The organism is Ruminiclostridium papyrosolvens DSM 2782, assembly GCF_029318685.1.
In the GTDB taxonomy this organism is placed as follows: domain Bacteria; phylum Bacillota; class Clostridia; order Acetivibrionales; family DSM-1351; genus Ruminiclostridium; species Ruminiclostridium papyrosolvens.
Window position 1 is genome coordinate 357119 of sequence record NZ_CP119677.1, and the last position, 20825, is coordinate 377943.

A 20825-nucleotide genomic window follows, 5' to 3' on the forward strand; every position below is an offset into this window, starting at 1 on the left:
AGCGCGTGCTTCTTTTTTTACGTTTTCATTACAACTTTGCCCGATACATAAGTAAATAGTGCCAAAATGCCGATAAATAGGTTGTAAAACTAGTATTTAACTTGCGGGGGTAATTTTACAATGAAGACTAAATTAAGGTTTGTTTCAGCTATACTTGTATTAAGCCTGATATTATCGAATTTTGTAGGGCTAATACAACCGGTTTATGCAGCACCGGATGTTCTTAACTTTTCCATAGATCAGAGCACTTTCAATGAAAATGCCGGAACGGTCAAAGCAAGCTGGAACGGACAGCTAAATGTGACGGGAACAATAACATATGAGGCACCCGCTGCCTCGGGACACAAGACAGTAAGCATAAATGTAAGTGCAGGAACGGGTACGGTACTGCTTACAGATATTAAAAAGGATTATATATATGACATAAAGGTTTCCTTAACAAATCCGTCAACTGCCTATTCAGCAGAAAAGTTTTATCTGGCAGGCGTATCTGTATATGCGGAGCAGATGAGGCAGCAATATGTGGATCACCCCGGAGGGGGAAGGGAAACAGGAGTATATCCTGCCATAAAACTATCCTGGAAGCTTCCTCTTATATATGATGGGACAAGCTCATTTGTCCCGGCCAAAGGCACAATACTTAGCAATATAGCTCCTGCTATAGACAGAATAAATTATAAATTCCATATGGAAACAAGTAAGACAAAACCAAACCTCGCAGATGTAGTAGTAAATATGAAAAATGACGGCAGCGGATACACTGCTATGGTTTCAGGGGACACAACAAGGGTTTCCGATGTAAAATGGGATAATGCACAGGGTGAATACTCCTTGTATCTGTTTGGTGTAAAAGACGGTGAAACACAGATTCCTACAATACAGCAGATAAAGGACGGAACCGCAACAATTCCTAAGGGAATCCCTGCTTCCGATATAAATTACGTACTTCCCCATCAGGAGATACGCCCTGGCTGTATTTATGTTGTCACAATGGATACACTTGTATGCGACCTGAATGGACAATATGTTTCAAAGGCATTGTCAGGTGCTACTACAAGTCCATTGACGGGAATTGTAAATTATACCTATACACCTGTAAGGTTCCAATTAACCAAGGATTCCATGGACAATATATTAATCAGAATAAACACAGTTAACCTTGGAGATGTTTCAATGCCTGAACTCAGTTACTTTGTTCAGACAAGTAATGTAGATTCGGATGATGACAGTGACTGGAAGAATATAAAGGAAATCACAAATATTTCAGGAGAATATACCATAACAAATCTTCAGGGAATCAACCCCAGAAATACAGTATATTACAGGATTGTGGTAAGGTCTGCATCGGTAGATGACAGAATTATGTCCTTGGCTATGCCATACAGGATGTTGGATGATACCTCCAAGACACCTGTACCAAAGAATGTATCGGTAATAGGAGTAAATTTATCAGACACAATACCAAGTGATACGGAAAGAACCTCAGATATTAAAATAATTTGGGATAAGCCTGCTAACTGGGACGACACGAAAAATGAAGATGTGTATTACCATTTTATGTTAAGTACAGGACAGAAGGATCTTGACCCTGCCGTGAAATACCCGCTTACAGCAAACGGCAAAGACTATGGAACAAGCAGCTATGCGGTTAAATACAGATTGGTACAGTATGTAAGTACAAAGTCAGGGTTGATAAAAGAAAATGCAAATGACAATACAAAACTTGAATATACAATAAAGGGTTTGGATCTCTTTAAGGGCTTTGAGGGGGACGGTACGGTTTCACCCATAGCTAACCCGGATGCATATCCTGATTTTCTGCTGCCTAACAAAACCTATTATTTGCAGGTTTATACAACACTTCCGGTGGACAAGGGTAATACAACCGATAGTTCTAAGATGTCAGAAAAGTCGTTGACTACAAGTTTTACAACACTTTCACTGACTAGCAGGGATGTACCTACTCCGAACAATTTTCAACTGGTTAATACAAAGGTTACCCCTGCAACATCAACAACACCTGCAAATGCTGCTATAACATTAAGATTTGAAGATCTTAAAATTGACTGGAGTAAATATACAAGCAACCACAGCACTACAAAGGACGTTGTAATATATGACCTTTACATGAGCAAGCAGCCTGACCTGAGCACATTCAAGCTTATAGGGTCAAGTAATCAAGCAGGAAGTGATGTTGAATTTAAACCTGTTATATCCGGCAATACAACATGGATAAATACGATTATAAATAAATTCAGTGATACAGGTAATATCAACTCCTTTGGATATTCATTGTCACCAAATACAATATATTACTTTATGATAAAGGTAAGGTTGAATCTTGAAAATGAGAATCCAAAGGAAAGAGAATCCGTACAGACCAATCTGCTTTCCGTAACAACTCCAAGAGGTGAACCTACAAAGCCGAATGACGATGCAAAGAAACCTGTGGCTCCCTCTGATTTTGCAATAGCCTTGGATAAAGACGGGAATCCGATGGTTTCGGGACATTCAGTGACCTTTGAGTGGACTGTAAAGGAAAATGAAGCAGCTTACAACCTTATATCCACTGCAAAAAAGGTTGCACTGGATACCCCCGATACAGATTCATCTATATTGGAAGATGCTACGTATATCAGTTATATAGCTGCATTTGGTGATAAGGACAGAAATATAGACGGAAATTCCAAAAAGCTTACTCTTGACCCAAAAGCTTCACCACTTCCGTCTAATCTGGTATATGACAGTAAGACCAAGAAATGCAGATATACCATAAATACATGGTTATATCCAAACAGGGTTTACTATTTTAGTTTAAGGTCTGAGGTAATGGAGGCAAATAAAGCAAAGTCAAGTGTATGGATATCCATACCCGTAACTACGGCATTAATCGAAAGCCCATCTATGCTGCAGACCATAAACGACTGTGAACTGAGCTTTTATTGGTTTGACACAAACCCTCAAACAACAGCAGACAGCTATACCCTAAAGATAAAAGCTGCTGCAGATAAGAACTATACTCAGCTTACAAAGGCACAGTACAACATAGTAAAAGACGGTAGCGTGTACTATGGACGACTTTACAAACTCAAGGCCAATACGCAGTATAATATACAGGTAATCAGAACGATTGATAATGCAGTATTAAGCAATACAACCCTGTCAACGAGAAATGACTATTATCAGATAGAAGTAAAATGGCAAGGAATTGCAGTAGATGATTATTCAGGGTATGAACTTGCAATTAAAACTGAGGATGATACGGATTACAAAGTTCTTAGCAACTCTGATTTGGAGCAGTATGTAGATATAACAAGGCATACATACCCGTATTATATTGAAAAAACCTTCAATAACCTTGGCACTGAATACTACACCTATACTGCCAGAATAAAATATGCGGAGATAACCTTACCAAGCGGAGCAAAGGAACACAAGCCTTTGAAGCCAAATACAAAATACTATATAAAGGTAAGAGCTTACAAAAAAGACCCTTCAAATTTAGAGGCAATTACACGTTCCAAATATATCGGGCCTGTAAATACAAGAACAGAGTTCCATCAAGGTGATTATGACGACGACGACAATAAAACAAATACAACGGCAAAATTCCTTGATATGCTGGAAAAACTGGAACAGGGATTATACTGGGATGTAAACAAGGGCAGCAGCAGTTCCATGGAAAAGGTATATGTAAAGGATGACAAGGTGGTAAACCTTCTCGAAGGCCCCGGATATTACTCATGTACAATAGATATATCCCAGTCACCTGCATATATCAATACTGATGAAGTATATATGGCTAAAAATATATTAAATGCCATGAAAACCTATAACAAGAGTGTAATCATTAAGACAAAGGATATTGAATACACTATAAGGCCTGATACCTTTGATATTAATAACATGGAGGAGTTCAAGAAGGCTAAGGCGGCAGCAGGGGCAAAGGATGTTTACCTTAAACTCGATAATATACAGACTTCGGAAATACAACCAAAGGCACCTGCAAACACTACTACAGCGTCAAAAATAAATTTAATTACAGCACAGGCCGTTGCAAGCAGAGAGACCAGTGAAAACATTAAGAACCTGATAAAAGACAAGCTTTACAATGAAGACACTGGTATAATAAAGAAAAAGCTTGATGTAATAAAAAATCCTAACAACCCTAACACAAAAGGCAGCGATGCCAGCGTTGACAAGTATTTAAACCAATTGATTGAGGAGATAAAGAGTGAATTGTCATATTTCATCAACGATACTCTTAATGGTGCCAACTATTCAACAGGGTTCTTTGCAGAGAAATATGACATAACAGGATATAATTCTCCAATGTCCATAAAAATGTCATATAAGGGAAACACCATTGCAAACCCGTATGTACTTTACGGCAATGCAGGTAACTGGCAGAAGCTGACACAGAACTTAAAGTATGATTCAGGATATGTTACCTTCTTTGCAGCAAGTCCCGGTAAATATACAGTGTTTGCCGGAAAGGATGTAACCTCTACCATAGGTGATGATAGTCCTGCTAAAGAGTATATAGCAAAGCTTGCAGGAAAATATGACCTGACACTGGTATTCTCAGGTGCGGGAGAGTCATATAATCCGGAATTGAGCGTATCAGTAAGAGAGGCTGTAACACTGTATGAGCTTGTATCCGATTCACAGGTGGACAGCACCACTGATGTAAAGGTAAAAGCAAAGAACTATAGGCTTGATAAAATAATAAATGTAAACAACCTGAACAGAAATATAACAAGACAGGAAACAGCGGCAATAATAATAAAGCTTTACTGTCAGAGAACCGGAGCAGATTACGACAGATTGAGGGCATCTTATAATAAAATAATAAAAGACGATTCAGCTATTGGAGCAAAATATGCAACACCTGTATATGCGTGTCTCAATATGAACGTCATGAGCCTTGATTCAAGTTCCAAGTTCAACCCGGCGCTGTCAATAAACAGAAAAGACATTGCGGTTGCATTTGAAAAGATGCTTGAAGCATAGATAAACTTGTATGTATACCCGCCGATAATAAATAACGGCATGTGGAGGACAAAGATGAGGACAAAAAGGATATTTGCAGCTTTAGTATTAATGATATTTTTCATAACGACATATGGTACAGTGTACGCAGCACCCATTGATGTGCCCGTACCGGCTGCACCCACACAGCTGACAATTCCCAAAAACAGTCAAGGCACAGAGCCCAGCATAGGCTATGATTCGGCAGATGGAGGAAAATCTGGCTATTATGCAGATTTTCAATGGCAGGTGCCAAACCCGGCGGGTAAGTATGTAAATATATACTTGCAGGAATCCCCAAAAGGCTACAGAGCTGCAAAACCTGCATATTTAAAGGAAAAAGATCTTCCTGCAATAACAACACCAATCAGAATGAGAGATCTTACCTCGGGAACAATATATACTGCAAGTTCAAAGGCCTATGCCACAGATGTTGACCCTATAACGGGACAAGTATACAAATCAGGGGAGTCTGACAGCTCAAACCTTGTAAAATTTATGACTGATATAAACATGCATTGTATAACGTCAGGAACCAATAAAATAAAGATAATTTGGGATGATGTCTGGAATGATGGCAAAAGAATAAATTATCAGCTTTATGTTTCAGAAAACAGGGATTTTGCCAATACTCTTCCTATTACTGTTACACAGGAGCAGATAAGTGCAACCGGGCCGGTATACGTAAATCAGACTGACGGAACACTGGAGTATGAGCATACGGTTAAAGACCCCGGAAGAGTGTATTATGTCAAGATTGTTCCTGTTGTATCAGACCAGTCAATAATTAAAACATCACAAACTAAAACAATATTGGTAAGTACATATATATTAGTAAAAACATCCAGAGTGTCAACAACAGATGACGGAACAATCTGGAGACTTGATTGGAGTCCTGTTATAACAGGTCTTTCATCCTCTAACATAACCGTTCAGTACCAGATAAACAGGTTTGAAGCGGACAATATGCCAAAGATTATTATGGTGGAAACAGGCACAACCACCTTTATTACAGTGCCCGAAGGAAAGGAAAACAGCTACATGATAAGGGCAATCGTAAAGAAGGATGGATTGCCCTATTACCCCAGCAATATTGATATAGTTTCAGATAAGGTGACATTGAAGGAGAGTGATGTTCCTGCAACGCCTTCAACACCGGAACTGGTACCTCAGTTCAAGGATTCAACAGATTCCGTTATAATTGCGTATGAAGATGTTAAGGACACAAACGGAGTAGTAACTAAAAAAGGTGAACTTGGAAAGGACACTGCAACTATCTTATGGCGGCTGCCAAAAAAGGCTGATGGTACAATAGATTCAGATGTTCTGTATGATTTATGGCTGTTGGAAGATTCAGGTGCAATAGATGCTCCTCCCGTAGAAACAAAAATACAGTCAAATTTTAAGCCCGGCAGTGCAAACCAAGTAAAGGACGAGTCCAATAATGGAAGGATTGTAGGATATAAATACAAAATTGAAAATTTGCAGCCTAACCATACCTATTATTTCAGAATAGTAGCAAAGAAAACCTTTGCAGAGGAAAAAGAGGGAATTATCCAAAACGTTGAGCATATTTCAACCCCGGCACTAAAGGTAATTGTTACACTTCCGGGAGGAATAATAGATACTCCGTTGATACCGTCAAATCCGCCTCTTCAGATAAGAAAGCAGGAAGACGGAGTCAAAGACATGATTACCGATACCGGTATAACAGTTCAATTAAAGAACAGGTGGTTTGAGCAATTTGATGCTGCTACCGGAAGATGGTCTTATATACAGGCTGACAAAACAACTATGGCAGATACACCGCCATATAATCCGCAAACAACACCGCCGGATAATAAGAACTACAGAAAAGTTGAGTATGATACGGGAGTAACTCTGTACGTTGGTTGTACCGAGTATACGCCGAGTATAGATATATCTGCAATAAATAAATATAAACTGGAAAAAGTGTCTACAACTCCAAATGACGATTTGGAGGATATGTACCTGAATGTACCTGAAAATGTACCTGTTCCGGCTTCGGGCACTCCTGTTTATGCAAAACACAACGTAGTTGTGCCTGTAAAGGATTTAAAACCTAATACCACCTACATACTGTGGGTAAGAGCATCCAGAGACGGCAATCCTCCGTTATTCTCTGATGTTTCAAACCCTATAATTTTCACTACACTGCCTACACCGGGGGATACTATAGAAAAGCCTGTAGTTCCTGACCTGAGATGTACAAATATTTCTGATACATTTGCTGATTTGGCATGGAATTACAAAGAGCAGAATACCTATTATCTGAAATATGGAAACGTAGACGACGTAACAAAGGCACAAGGCTCTTTAACAATAACGGGTGAACAGATAAAAAAATCCGGCACAGACTATGTGAGGGTGACAGGGCTGACACCGGATACCCAGTACTATTTTTGGATTCAGGCGGAAGCCTTTAATTCCGACTTGTCTGCCGGAGAAAAGTCCGAGTGGAGTGATTCGCTGCCATTAAGGACATTAAAGCTGATGCCTCCCTCAACACCAAGAGGCTTCGGAGTTAAAAATACCGCAAATGCGGTAACTAAGAACAGTGTAACCTTTGAATGGATTCAGGAACCGGGACTTACTTATATACTTGAAATTGCCGGGAAAATTGACTATTCCGATGCAAAAGTATACGAGTGCGGAAGTGCCAGTGAATTCAAGGTTGAAGGACTTACCTCAAACTTCAGGTACTTTGCAAGGCTGTACGCATATGACCCGGCTAAAAAACTTCGCTCACTGCCTACACAAAGTATCAGTGTAAGAACTTTAAGAAGTAGTGACGACTACGACTCTGATAAGGATGTTGACCATCCGATTTCAGGTGATGTCATAGAAAAAGCACCAAACATTGTAAACGGCACATGGGTAGTTAAGATAACCGGAGTAAATGCTGACAGACTTGTACAGATAATAATGACTGACAATATACTTGACTACACTGTTGACTTATCCAAGCCACCTGCACCTGCAACAAATATATCTCTTATGATATCAAAAAAGGTGTTTGACAAGTTGGAGCAGCTAAAAGAGAATATTGCCTTTAAGACGGCAGTTGTTTCATATAATCTGAAAGCAGGAATACTTTCAAATGTGACTACTGCAGATACTATGAAGGAACAGATATATACCTTTGATATTGTACTGACACCACAGAAACCTTATGCCCGCGCAAATGAACTCATACTGAGGCAACCACTGGCACAGATTGGGGTGACGCTTGACACAGGTGCAAGCATAATGACAATATCAAAATTTGCAGTACCCCTTATAATCAGTTATCCCTATACAAACTCAAAGGATTATGTTGAGGGACAGACCCTGGGGTATCAATACAACGGGACAACAAGCAGCTGGGAGCAAAAAGCTACGTCAAACAGATTTGACATAGACAACAGTAAAGGCTTTATAAGCTTCGAATCAACGGTTCCCGGGCTTTATGCACTTGCTGACAGAACGAATAATTTGTTTGATGATATATACGGACATACGTATGAAGACTCTATACTGAATGTTGCTATGGCTCATAAGCTTAAAAGCATAACAAGCCGCATGTTCAATCCTGACAAGACAGCAACAGTAGGAGAGGCGGTAAAGCTGGCATTTGACAGTCTTGAGTATAACTATGGCAGCGAGTTTATGGATTTGGCGATAAAGACGGGATTAGTAAAGAGCGGAAAATCACCTTCCGCAACTCTTACAAGGCAGGATGCTGCATGTTTGGCCGCAGTATTATATGAAATGAAAACAAATACCAGAGTTAACGGAAACAAGGACATAATCTCCATATATAAAGACTATGGCAAAATAGATAAGACAATATATAATAAAGTTGCTTTTGCCGCTGAAAACGGATTTTTGCCATATCAGTCATCTACATTATTTAACCCTACCCAGAGTGTTACGAGGGGCGAACTGATGTACATGCTGGAAAAGGCGCTGGTACTTGCAGGAGATATATAAACAAAGGACGGAGAGCTAAATGAAAAAACCCATTACCAGATACATTGCCATATTATTAGCTGCGGTAGTATTGTTTACCACGGGAGTACAGGAGGTTCAGGCACATGGTGTAAAAGTGACTACACAGAAGATTGATGGCAAATATAAGATTACTCTTTCTTCTCAGGAATCCGGGCTTGGTGTGAACATACTGGCATTCAGTATTTCAAAAGGTAAAACAATTAATATTGCCTACACATTAAAGAAGGGTGCAGCCACTTCTGCTTCAACAGAGATTGATGAGTCAATAATTCTTGCACCATTTAGAGTGATAACAACAAATTCTGATAATATAGACGGAAGACCCTTTTCTGATATTGCTAATACTGAGTTTGATGAATACATACGGAATTTACACGATGTGGGTATAACTTCAGGGTTCTCGGACGGAACCTTTCGCCCGGGAAATACACTCTCACGTGCAGAGGCAGCTGCAATGCTGTCAGTAGCTTTAAACTTAAAGCCCTATGATTCTCAAAATACCAAGCTAAAGGATGTAAACGGACATTGGGGCAGAAAGTACATAAACGCCGTTGTGAACAAGGGGATAATGGCAGGTTACTCGGACAAGACCTTCAGACCAAACAATAAAATAACTGTTGCAGAGGTTTGTACAATAATAAGCAAATCCTTCAGTTTTAAAACAAAAGCTCAGGGTACATTTGGAAAACTAAAGAAAAATCAATGGTATTCAGCTTATGTACAAAATATATTTAATTTAAAAATTTTAACTATTGAGGATAGTATATACAAAAACTTCTCCGAAAATGGAAATATTTCCAGAGGCAACTTCGCAATGATGCTCAGCAGAGCGCTTTCCACGTATTAAAAGAAACAAATTATAAGAAAACTTATCATGTATACGACTTTTTCAAAAAGGTAATAATTCTATTATCGAACTGATTTTGATTAAATTCAGTCAAAATCGGCTAGGAAATTCAATTATTATGAGGTGGAGTATATATGAGAAAGTTTTCTTTTGTTTTAGCGGCTATTTTAGTAGTCGGGACTATTATTGGATTTGCATATTACATAACAGGAAAAAGCAGCAATGGTGAAGGACAAATTTCAATTAAAGATGCATTCAATTATTCCGGTGCCAAAATGGTAGTCAATGATGTGTATTTTTTTGCCAGAGCTTCGGACAAATATAAGACTGTAAGTGAGTTATCAAAAGTTTGCGAGGATGTATTCAAGACACTTGAAGTTTCAGTGTATTCAAAAAATACAAACAGCTCTGATAATTTGGCAAAAACAGACATGCGGGGCACCACAAGGGAAGGTGTAAAAATATCTGGAATGGCAAGTATTGTTGGGAATAAGTCAGGTAATAGAGACAAATATATAACTATAGATGCAATTGAAGCCGGAGAAGGAAAAGCATTATTGCTGAGAAAGAAAATTGAAGATGTATTTAAAAAGCATAAGCTTAAAGCTGAAATAAACTCATGTATTACAGGAACATATGAAGGAAATCTCAAGGACAACCAATTAGAGAACATTTGCAAAAAAATACTTAACGAAAGTTCAGCTAAGAAAATAGATAGCTTCAAGCAGCAAAATGAAATCAGTGTATCAGCTTTTTCTCCCTTAATAGGAGATAAGTTAAGAGTTGGCGGTAAAAATGTAAACCTTGGAATAGCGTTCAGGTACAACAAACTAGAAAACAGGACATATTTATGGGTGGCAACACCTGTAGTCAATGCAGAGTATTGAACAAAAGAAAAAATACTAAAAAACGAAAGGAAGAGCTCAATTGGCTAAATATGTAATCCGTGAAGGTGTGCCTTTGAGAGGCAGAGTAAAAGTAGATGGTGCAAAAAATGCAGTTCTTCCAATAATAGCAGCGTCCCTGCTAAGCGATTCAAAAAGTGTAATAGAAGAAGTTCCCGACTTAAATGATGTCAGGATAATGTGTGATTTATTAAGGTGCTTGGGAGCAGATATTCAAAAGCAATCCGATTCCACAACCATATCCTTTGAGACCAGAGAGATTACGAACTCAACTGCACCCTATGAACTGGTAAATAAGCTTAGAGCGTCATTTCTTGTAATGGGCCCTATGCTTGCCAGAACGGGCTATGTAAGGGTTGCTTTGCCGGGAGGATGTCCCATAGGCTCAAGACCGGTTGACTTACATCTCAAAGGCTTCGCAGCCTTAGGTGCTGAGATAACTCAAGGACACGGTTATATTGAAGCCAGAAAAAATAAAAAGCTGGTGGGAAGCAAGATATATCTGGATTTTCCCAGTGTTGGTGCAACTGAAAACATTATGATGGCAGCCGTAATGGCGGAAGGTCAGACAACAATAGAGAATGCTGCAAATGAACCGGAAATAGTGGATTTGGCGAGCTATTTGAACGAAATGGGAGCAAATGTAGTAGGAGCAGGCACTGACACCATAAGGATTGAGGGTGTCACAAGCATGAAGGGTTGTACACATACGGTAATTCCAGACCGCATTGAGGCAGGTACGTTTATGATAGCTGCTGCAATTACAAATGGTGAAATAAGGATTGAAAATGTGGTACCTGATCATCTGAAACCTGTAGTTGCAAAGCTCAAAGAAACCGGACTTGAAATATCGGAGGAATTGACGGCAATTACAGTAAAAAGTACGGGAGAGCTAAAACCAATAGATGTGAAAACATTGCCATATCCGGGATTTCCCACTGATATGCAGGCTCAAATGACTTCAATGCTTTCATGTATACCGGGTACAAGCATGGTAATAGAAACTATTTTTGAGAACAGATTTATGCATATAAGTGAATTAAAGAGAATGGGTGCCAATATAAAAATAGACGGAAGAACGGCAGTAATAGAGGGCAAGTCGTGTCTTACGGGTGCATGTGTTAAAGCAACAGACCTGAGAGCAGGAGCTGCTCTGGTACTGGCGGGACTTGCGGCAGAGGGAGCAACTGAAATAGGCGAGATTCAGCACATTGACAGGGGATATTCAGGATTTGCAGAAAAGCTGAAATCTCTTGGAGCGAAAATAGAGCGGGTTGAGGAATAGAGGGTAATATTATTATATTCAATATATACTAAAAAACGGGCATGATATGGTAAGCCCGTTTTTTGCATGTTAATATATAATTGTGCCAATTCATAAAAAATCCTTTTGTGAATATATATAATCAATGGCACTGTAAAGTGTCTGCACATTTATTAGGCACATTGGGACATGGGTGGTTAAAATGAAAAAAGTTATTAGCTACATATTATTGATGGCTATTATTGTTGTGCTTGTACCATATTCAATTATCCAGATGAACGGTAAAGACGAAGGTCCGGTACAGGTTCCCGACAAAGTAAAGCCAAATAAGCAAGATACAAGTACTGTAAAACCGGATACTGCAATCACCATAAATGTTTATATACACACTCAAAAAAAAACCGTGAAAATGTATTTGGAGGACTATATAAAGGGAGTTATAGCAGCTGAAATGCCTGTTGAGTTTAACATGGAGGCCTTAAAGGCACAGGCTGTTGCTGCCAGAACGTATGCACTCGGAAGAGCTACCAGGCTCTATAGATCCTATGGTGTACATGATGACGCAGACGTATGCACAGACCATACACATTGTCAGGCATGGATAAGTAAGGAGCAAGCAATGAAAAACTGGGGACTGATGTCTTCATTTAAATACTGGAATAAAATAACCAAGGCAGTTAATGACACTCAGGGTCAGGTTATAGAGTATAACAAAGTCCTTATAAATCCATTATTCCATTCTAACAGCGGTGGACACACTGAGAATGTGGAAGATGTCTGGGGAGGAAAAAGCGAGCCATACTTAAAGGGAGTAAAAAGCATGGGTGAGGACACGTTCAGAGAGTATGAAAGCACTGTGGAGCTGTCCGAAGATGAAATGCTAAAGACCTTGAAAAAGAATAATCCCAAGATTAAGATAAATAGCGGAAGTTTGTTTGAAAATATGAAAATAAACGGATATTCCTCAGGAAACAGAGTATTAAGTATGAATATTGGCAATGTAAAAATAAAAGGAATTGATTTTCGTAAATATTTTAATCTTAAATCTACAAACTTGAAATTAAAAAAACTTGCCGGAGGTAAAATATCTATTACAACCTATGGTTATGGTCACGGAGTGGGCATGAGCCAGTGCGGTGCAAATTATATGGCTCAAAAAGGAAGCAATTACAAGGAGATTTTAAAGCACTATTATCAAGGCGTTGAAATAACAAAACTGGATTTATCCAAGAAAAATTAATTCCATTTACCTTCATGTATATTGTTGCCAATATAGGAAACAATAATTAATGGAGGTGGAATATAAAATATGAAGAAACTTATTCCAGACGAAAATAATTGGAAAAACAAGCTGTCTAGGTTTTTTAGCAGTAAGGGACTTTATGTAGTTTTGGCAGTTTGTATAATAGTTGTGGCTGCAACTGCAATAATATTAACAACTCAAAACATGCACTCTGATGTCGGCATGGACACCAGTAAAATAATACCTGGTGAAGTAGCTAATTCCAGCCAGAACGATGCATCAAAAGCAGTATCAGGCAAATTGGACAAGACTGGAGCAGCAAATCAGGCTGCGGGTGCAAAAAATGCACAAGGGGCAGCAAATGAGACTGCAAAGTCGACAACAACACCACCTAAAACAGGTGCCGCTAAAAGTGCCTCTGCAAATGCGAATGCTGTAGTTAAATTCAGCTGCAGGCCGGTAGATGGCCCTGTTATGAAAGACTTTACCCGTGACATCAATACTTTCTCAGAGTCAAAAACACTGGGAGACATAAGAGCACATGACGGTATTGACTTCAAGGTGGAGAAGCTTACACAAGTAAGGGCGGTTGCATCCGGCACAATTTCAAAGGTAGAGGATAATGCCAGTGGCATAACTGTCGAGATAACCCATTCAAACAACTTGAAAACCAGATATGCAGGATTATCCAAGCAGAATTTGGAGGATATCAGTTGTGGGCTAAAGGTAAAGGCCAATGATATAATTGGCCGTGTAGGTGACCCTATTCAGATAGAATGTGAAGATGGACCACACCTTCATTTTCAAGTTTTGAAAAACGGTAAATCAGTTGACCCGTCGCCATATTTAAGTGTACCGTCAACTGCCAAGGGACAGGGTAAATAAGAAAATAAACACTCATAATACATTACGGAAGAAGTACCGCACATCTGATATGTTGGCAGATTGTGGTACTTTTCTTTATTATATATAGTTCATGGAAATGGCTTTCCCGGGCGATTATTGTATTATTGGTACTTAAATAGTAAAATAATAAATATAATTTAATTAACTAATTAGAGTATTTGGGGGTAACCGGATGTCAAAGAAACGAGTAGCTATTATTTTTGGCGGGCAGTCATCTGAGCATGAAGTGTCAAGAGTATCAGCCCAGTCAGTAATAGAAAATATAGACAAGGAAAAATACGAAGTTGAGATTATAGGAATTACAAAGAAGGGACAGTGGCTTAAATACAACGGGCCTGTGGAAAAAATAGGAAGCGGAGAATGGGAAGCCGTTGCTCATAATAAGCTATTGGAAGGAAAGTCCTCTGAAAATGAGACAGCATCAGAAATAACCAATGTAAACTCTGCAAGACAGGTTATAGCCGGCAATACAAAAAAGCCCATTGATGTTGTATTCCCTGTACTGCATGGCTGTAACGGAGAAGATGGTACGATTCAGGGGCTTTTTGAGCTTGCAGGAATTCCTTACGTAGGCTGTGGCGTATTGGGTGCTGCTGTGGGAATGGATAAGGCATATTCAAAGATAATATTTGAAAAGGAAGGACTGCCGCAAGGTGACTATCTTGTTTTTAACAGAAAGCAGGTAAATAACCGGTTGGAGGAGGCTGTTGCTCAAGTAGAGTCAACACTTACATATCCTTGCTTTGTGAAACCGGCAAATGCCGGTTCGTCTGTTGGTGTGAACAAAGCTTCTGATAGAGAAAGTCTTGAAAAGGCTCTGATTATTGCAGCTAAAAATGACAGAAGAATTCTTGTAGAAGAATTTATTGATGGCAGGGAAATCGAGTGTGCCGTACTGGGTAATGACGAGCCTGTTGCTTCAACTGTGGGAGAGGTAGTACCTTGTAATGAATTCTATGATTATGAGGCAAAATATCAGGTAGGAGACAGCTCTAAAGTAGTGATTCCTGCGGAAAATCTGTCAACGGAAACAGTAGAGAAAATCAGAGAGTATGCCGTAAGAGCCTTCAAATGCCTTGATTGTGCCGGATTATCCAGAGTGGACTTCTTTGTTCATAAGGACACGGGAGCAATTTACATAAACGAAATTAATACCCTACCGGGTTTTACCAGTATAAGCATGTACCCCAAGCTTTGGGCTGCAAGCGGTATTCCTTATTCACAGCTCATTGACAAACTGATTGAGCTGGCATTAGAGAGATTTGAGGATACAAGAAGAGAGTATACAAATACACTGGACTAAAAAAATGTTGAAAAATTTACCGCAAATGTATATTATATTGAAAGTACAAAGGTTTCGAGGAGGAGACTTAATGAGTAAAGATGTGATAATAAATGTAAAGGGTATTCAGACAGGCGACGATAATGACCCAAACACCCTTGAACTTATCACAGAAGGTAAGTACTATCAGAAGGGCGGTAATTATTACATTACCTACAAGGAAAGTGAAGTAACCGGTATGGAAGGGACTACCACCACCTTGAAGGTGGGTGAGGGTATTGTTACCCTGATGAGGTTTGGAAAGGTTAATTCACAGTTTGTTTTTCAGAAAGGCCAGAAGCATGTTTCAAGCTATAATACGGAGTACGGGAGTTTTACAATAGGGGTTTACGCAAATAATGTAGATATAAACATAAATGAAACAGGCGGAGAAATAAGAATAGGTTATCAGATTGAAATAGACAACCAAGGTTCAGGAAGAAATGATTTTTATATGTTAATCAGGGAGGCAGGAACTGCAAATGAAAAATATAAACTCGGAAATACGCCAGCAAATTAAGGATGCGGTCATCAATTCAATAAACAAATCAGTTGAGACAGGCGAACTTCCTTCACTGGAAATAACTGATATAACAATTGAAATACCAAGAGAAAAGGGCCACGGCGATTTTTCTACAAATGTGGCAATGCAAATAACCAAAACAGCTAAAAAGGCACCAAGGCAAATAGCTGATACAATAATAAAAAATATAATTACCGATGGCACATATATAAAGAAAGTTGACTGTGCAGGCCCTGGCTTTATCAACTTTACACTGGACAACAGTTACCTTTATGAAACCATCAGTATAATAGAGCAGGAAAAGGAAAATTACGGCCGTATTGATATAGGAAACGGTAAAAAAGTCATGGTTGAGTTTGTAAGTGCAAACCCAACAGGGCCACTCCATATGGGAAATGCCAGAGGAGGAGCACTTGGAGACTGTATAGCAAGCGTTTTAGACGCTGCAGGTTATAATGTTACAAGAGAATTTTTAATAAATGACGCCGGAAACCAGATAGAAAAATTCGGTACTTCCCTTGAAGCAAGGTATATTCAGCTAATAAAAGGTGAGGATGCCATAGAGTTTCCGGAGGACGGATATCATGGTGAAGACATCGCAGAACATATGAGGGATTTTATCGCAATACATGGTGACAAATACATTAATACCGATTCCGAAGAGAGAAAGAAAATATTCGTAGACTTTGCGCTCCCAAGAAATATAGCAAGGATAAAGGAAGGCTTGGAAAGCTACGGAATACACTTTGATGTGTGGTTTTCAGAACAGACACTTCACAAAAGCGGTGAGGTAGCAGAAACAATACAGCTCCTAAAGGACAGGGATTGTACCGTAGAAAAGGAGGGAGCTCTTTGGCTCAAAGGTTCAGTTATAGGCAGTGAAAAGGACGAGGTTCTGGTAAGAAATAACGGCATTCCAACTTATTTTGCAGCAGATATTGCATATCATAGAAACAAGTTTGAAAAGAGAGGGTTTGAGTGGGTAATAAATCTCTGGGGGGCTGACCACCATGGTCATGTAGCCAGGATGAAAGCGGCTATGGCTGCAATTGGAGTTGACCCGGACAGACTTGATGTAGTACTCTTCCAGTTGGTAAGACTTTATAGAAATGGTGAGATAGCAAGGATGTCCAAAAGAACGGGCAAGTCAATATCTCTAATGGACTTGGTTGAAGAGGTAGGAAGAGACGGAGTAAGATTTTTCTTTAACACAAAAGCTTCAGGCAGCCATTTGGATTTTGACCTTGATTTGGCTGTCAAGGAGTCCAACGAAAACCCTGTTTTCTATGTGCAGTATGCACATGCCAGAATTTGCAGTATGTTCAAGCTTCTTGAAAGTGAAGGCATCAGGCTTCCTGCTGCAAGTGAAATAAAAGCTGAGCTACTTGACAAACTGGAGGAACTTGAGCTTATCAGAAAGCTTTCAGAATATCCTGACGAAGTAAGGATATCAGCTGAAACCCTTGAACCAAGCAGACTTACAAGATATGTTCACGAGGTTGCTTCAACCTTCCATAGCTTCTACAATGCATGCAGAGTAAGAGGAGAGGAAGAAGAGCTTATGAAAGCAAGGCTTGTACTAGTTAATTGTACAAGAACCGTAATAAAGAATGTTCTTGATTTGCTTAGTATAAATGCTCCTGAGAGAATGTAACAACGATATATAAAAGCCGGCCCTTCATGTTAAAAAGTGAAGTTAGCCGGCTTTTTTGATAAGTATTATTTTACATGTGGCTTACGGCAAATATGTATAAATTTTGCTGTCTGTAGGACTTAAAGCAACACCCTTTATTTTGAACAAATCACTCAGAGTGACAAAGGTATAACCCTGGCTTTGAAGCTTAGGAATTATGATATCAAGAGCTTCAGGAGTCGGATGAGGTAAAGGTTGAACATCATGCATAAGGAATATTGCTCCATCCCTTGCACCTGCAAGTATGGCATCAGCTCTTTGCTGGGCAGTAGTTGACTGAACCCAGTCATTACAAGTTACTCCCTGAACAAATGTCAAGTCGATTGCATCAAACATGGAGCCGCCGGTATTCAGATTTGGTGCACGGAAGAATTTAGGAGTAGTTCCTGAATATTTTATTATAGCGGCAGTAGTATCATCCACAGACTTCTTGATAGCTGAATAGGACATTCCGCCCATACTGTCATATGCCCATGAGTGATTTCCGATTTCGGAGCCGGAGGTTATGATTCTCTTGATTACAGAAGCTGTAGAATCATTGATTTTTTGGCCTATCATCATAAATGTAGCAGGGACATGATATTTGTCCAGTTTATCCAATACTTTTGGAGTAAGTGTTACGTCAGGGCCATCATCAAATGTCAGGGCAACAACCTTTCCTGTTATAGGCGGATTTCCTACGGGTAGAGTAATAGCACCCAACAGAAATTTTTTAAGATTAGCATAATCAATGGCGTCCACAGTCTTATCAAAGTTAGTATCAGCTGCTGCTAAGTTAGTGATTGTACCTTTACCCAAAAGGTACGCCTTTAAAGCTGCATAATCAATTGAATCCACGACTCCGTCGTTATTAACATCACCATACTTTATGGTATCTGCAGCTTTACTTACAGGGTTCATCACAAAAATAGAAGCTGCAACCAGGGACACAGCGAGAAGTCCCTTAAAAGCCTTTTTCAAATTAAACATACTTTTTGCCTCCTTTAAAATTAAAAAATGTTATGAGAAAAAAAGAACCTTTATCAATCCTCCTTTAATGTAATATTTTAAACAGTAGTTTAGACGGATTGGGGCTTTATATTAGTCTGGAATTATAATAAAAATAATATTGATAATATGATGATTATACTGTTGTACATATTATATAATAGCCTTATAGAAAATTCTAGGCAAATAACTATTATTTGTAAAAGATATTTATAAAAGAAGCTATAAAAAAATACTCCTCAGGTTTTAGCACCGGAGGAGTATTAATATGTCAGGTAAGCTTTATTTAAATTTTAAATCCTGCAACATATTTCCTGAGACTTTCAGATGACTTCTTTGAAATTTCAGAAAGCTTGACTACTTCAGAACCCTTGAACAGCATATCAGAAGTTCTAGAGGCAATGTTAGTAGTTCCTTCTGCACTTTCGTTAGCAGAGATTGTTACTTCATTAATAGCTTTTAACATATTTCCGATTGAAACCAGAAGTTCCTGAGAGGTGGAAGTGAAATCCATAACCAGATTGTCAATACGTTCTGCATCATTACTGTACTGCTCACTTGACGCAGTCTGGCTTGTATAGTCCGGAATGACGGTGCTTTCTATAAACGCAAGAATGTTTTTGGAACTGTGTACCAAATCTTCAACGGATGAAAACACTTCCTTGGTTACACCCTGTATTTCACTGACTGCTATTTTTGAATCTTCAGCAAGCTTTCTTATCTCATCGGCAACTACAGCAAAACCTCTGCCGGACTCACCTGCACGGGAGGCTTCAATGGCAGCATTTAAAGATAGTAAGTTGGTTTGAGTGGTTATCTGCATGATGGACTCTGAAAGCACTCTTATCTTTTCTATGGACTTTGCATGTTCAATAGCGGTTGTCAGCTCATTATTTGCTGATTCATATATACTATATGCATGGTCTTTTGACTTTTTGGCGGAAACCATGAGTATATCCGCACGTTTACTTATATCTTGAGCTGCAAAGGAAGTCTGCTGAGCCTTAGTTGCGATATTTTCCACGGCAGATTCTATATCTGAAGAGGTTGCATTCATTTCTTCCATAGCGGCGGCGGTTTCTTCCATGCCTGCTGACAGTTCCTCCGTGGTTGCTGAAATCTCTTCTATAGATGAATTTAAATCAGTTATACTTGCAATGGAGGTTCTAACGGAATCGTCTATTTTTCCTGACTCGCAAATAATAGTTTTAATAATTCCTGTTACAGAATTATGCAATGCATTTGCCGACTTTGCCATATGACCTATTTCGCTTGGAATTTTGAGAATTTTCTCGGGTAATGACACGCTGAAATCACCTTCTGAAAACTTATTCAGGCAATATTCAATTTGTCTGATAACTTTGGACATACTGTTTCCGATAAGATAAGATAAAGCAGCTCCCAGAAGAAGTATGATAAATACAATCAAAGCTATTTGGATAAGAATATCTCTTATTTGAGCGTCCACGACGGATTTGTCAATTCCTGTAAACCACATACCGATGATTTTACCGCTGCCGTCTTTTAAAGGTGTATAGTATGTAAAGGCATTTTTTCCTGCAACCAAGGCGACGCCGTTATATTCAATGCCTTTTGTCAGAACCTTTTCTATAACCTCCTTTGAGGCTTTAGTGCCGATAGCTCTTTTTCCATTTTCCTGTAATACATTTGTAGATACCCTTGTGTCATTTTTGAAAATTGTTGCCAGATTCCCGGTACTATTTTTAATGCTATCCACAAAATGTGTATCGTCATTGATAACATGGTTGCCTTTTAATAACGAATCTCCGGCTATTTTCCAGTCTCCCGGGTATTTCTCATCAAGAAATGAGAGAGCTAAATTTGCACTGGATTTTATATTATACTCATATTGGTCTTTAACCAATTTGGAAACCATAAAATTCATAAGTACGAATATAGCAAGAGCAAATACCAGAAGTACTGATGAGAAAGATAAAACGAGTTTAGTTTTTATTTTCATTGTACTGTCTCCTTTACTGATTTGGGGTTAGAATGCATTTTTATAAAAAAAGTTTCTACCCTATCATAGGCTAAATTTTACCACAAATAAAGCACGTCAAACATAGTTTT

The 20825-nt window shown here is 38.9% G+C and carries 12 protein-coding genes; 10 read left to right on the top strand and 2 right to left on the bottom strand.

The features are described from left to right. The first annotated feature begins 120 nt into the window (after positions 1–120). The 10 genes from P0092_RS01655 (at position 121) to argS (ending at position 17708) form a co-directional block, all read left to right on the top strand. Complete coding sequence (locus P0092_RS01655) at positions 121–5013, top strand: hypothetical protein (protein WP_004619795.1); 4893 nt, start codon at positions 121–123, stop codon at positions 5011–5013. Positions 5014–5067: 54 nt separating this feature from the next. Then, positions 5068–9024, top strand: coding sequence for a fibronectin type III domain-containing protein (locus P0092_RS01660; protein ID WP_004619798.1), 3957 nt, complete (start codon positions 5068–5070; stop codon positions 9022–9024). A 19-nt stretch (positions 9025–9043) separates the two neighbouring features. Further along, complete coding sequence (locus tag P0092_RS01665) at positions 9044–9892, top strand: S-layer homology domain-containing protein (protein ID WP_004619800.1); 849 nt, start codon at positions 9044–9046, stop codon at positions 9890–9892. A gap of 134 nt (positions 9893–10026) precedes the next feature. After that, positions 10027–10779: a YwmB family TATA-box binding protein gene (locus P0092_RS01670; RefSeq protein ID WP_004619802.1), complete on the top strand. Its 753-nt coding sequence runs from the start codon at positions 10027–10029 to the stop codon at positions 10777–10779. A gap of 40 nt (positions 10780–10819) precedes the next feature. Next, the gene (gene murA, locus P0092_RS01675) at positions 10820–12082 is read left to right on the top strand and encodes a UDP-N-acetylglucosamine 1-carboxyvinyltransferase (protein ID WP_004619804.1); all 1263 of its coding nucleotides are present in this window, start codon (positions 10820–10822) and stop codon (positions 12080–12082) included. 181 nt (positions 12083–12263) lie between these two features. Then, entirely contained in the window at positions 12264–13301 is a 1038-nt protein-coding gene (gene spoIID, locus P0092_RS01680; RefSeq protein WP_004619806.1) for a stage II sporulation protein D, read from the top strand. Positions 13302–13370: 69 nt separating this feature from the next. Continuing rightward, positions 13371–14189: a M23 family metallopeptidase gene (locus P0092_RS01685; protein WP_004619807.1), complete on the top strand. Its 819-nt coding sequence runs from the start codon at positions 13371–13373 to the stop codon at positions 14187–14189. A 193-nt stretch (positions 14190–14382) separates the two neighbouring features. Beyond that, positions 14383–15513 (top strand): D-alanine--D-alanine ligase family protein, encoded by a 1131-nt coding sequence (locus P0092_RS01690; protein ID WP_004619808.1) that lies wholly within the window; start codon positions 14383–14385, stop codon positions 15511–15513. Between the two features lie 70 nt (positions 15514–15583). Beyond that, on the top strand, positions 15584–16051 hold the full coding sequence (locus P0092_RS01695; protein WP_004619809.1) for a YwiB family protein: 468 nt from the start codon (positions 15584–15586) through the stop codon (positions 16049–16051). Then, positions 16014–17708 (top strand): arginine--tRNA ligase, encoded by a 1695-nt coding sequence (gene argS, locus P0092_RS01700; protein ID WP_004619810.1) that lies wholly within the window; start codon positions 16014–16016, stop codon positions 17706–17708. The genes P0092_RS01695 and argS overlap by 38 nt, the downstream gene beginning before the upstream one ends. A gap of 81 nt (positions 17709–17789) precedes the next feature. Here the strand turns inward: argS and P0092_RS01705 are convergent, their stop codons facing one another. Then, positions 17790–18716: a polysaccharide deacetylase family protein gene (locus P0092_RS01705; protein WP_004619811.1), complete on the bottom strand. Its 927-nt coding sequence runs from the start codon at positions 18714–18716 to the stop codon at positions 17790–17792. A 304-nt stretch (positions 18717–19020) separates the two neighbouring features. After that, positions 19021–20715: a methyl-accepting chemotaxis protein gene (locus P0092_RS01710; RefSeq protein WP_004619812.1), complete on the bottom strand. Its 1695-nt coding sequence runs from the start codon at positions 20713–20715 to the stop codon at positions 19021–19023. Positions 20716–20825: the final 110 nt, after the last annotated feature.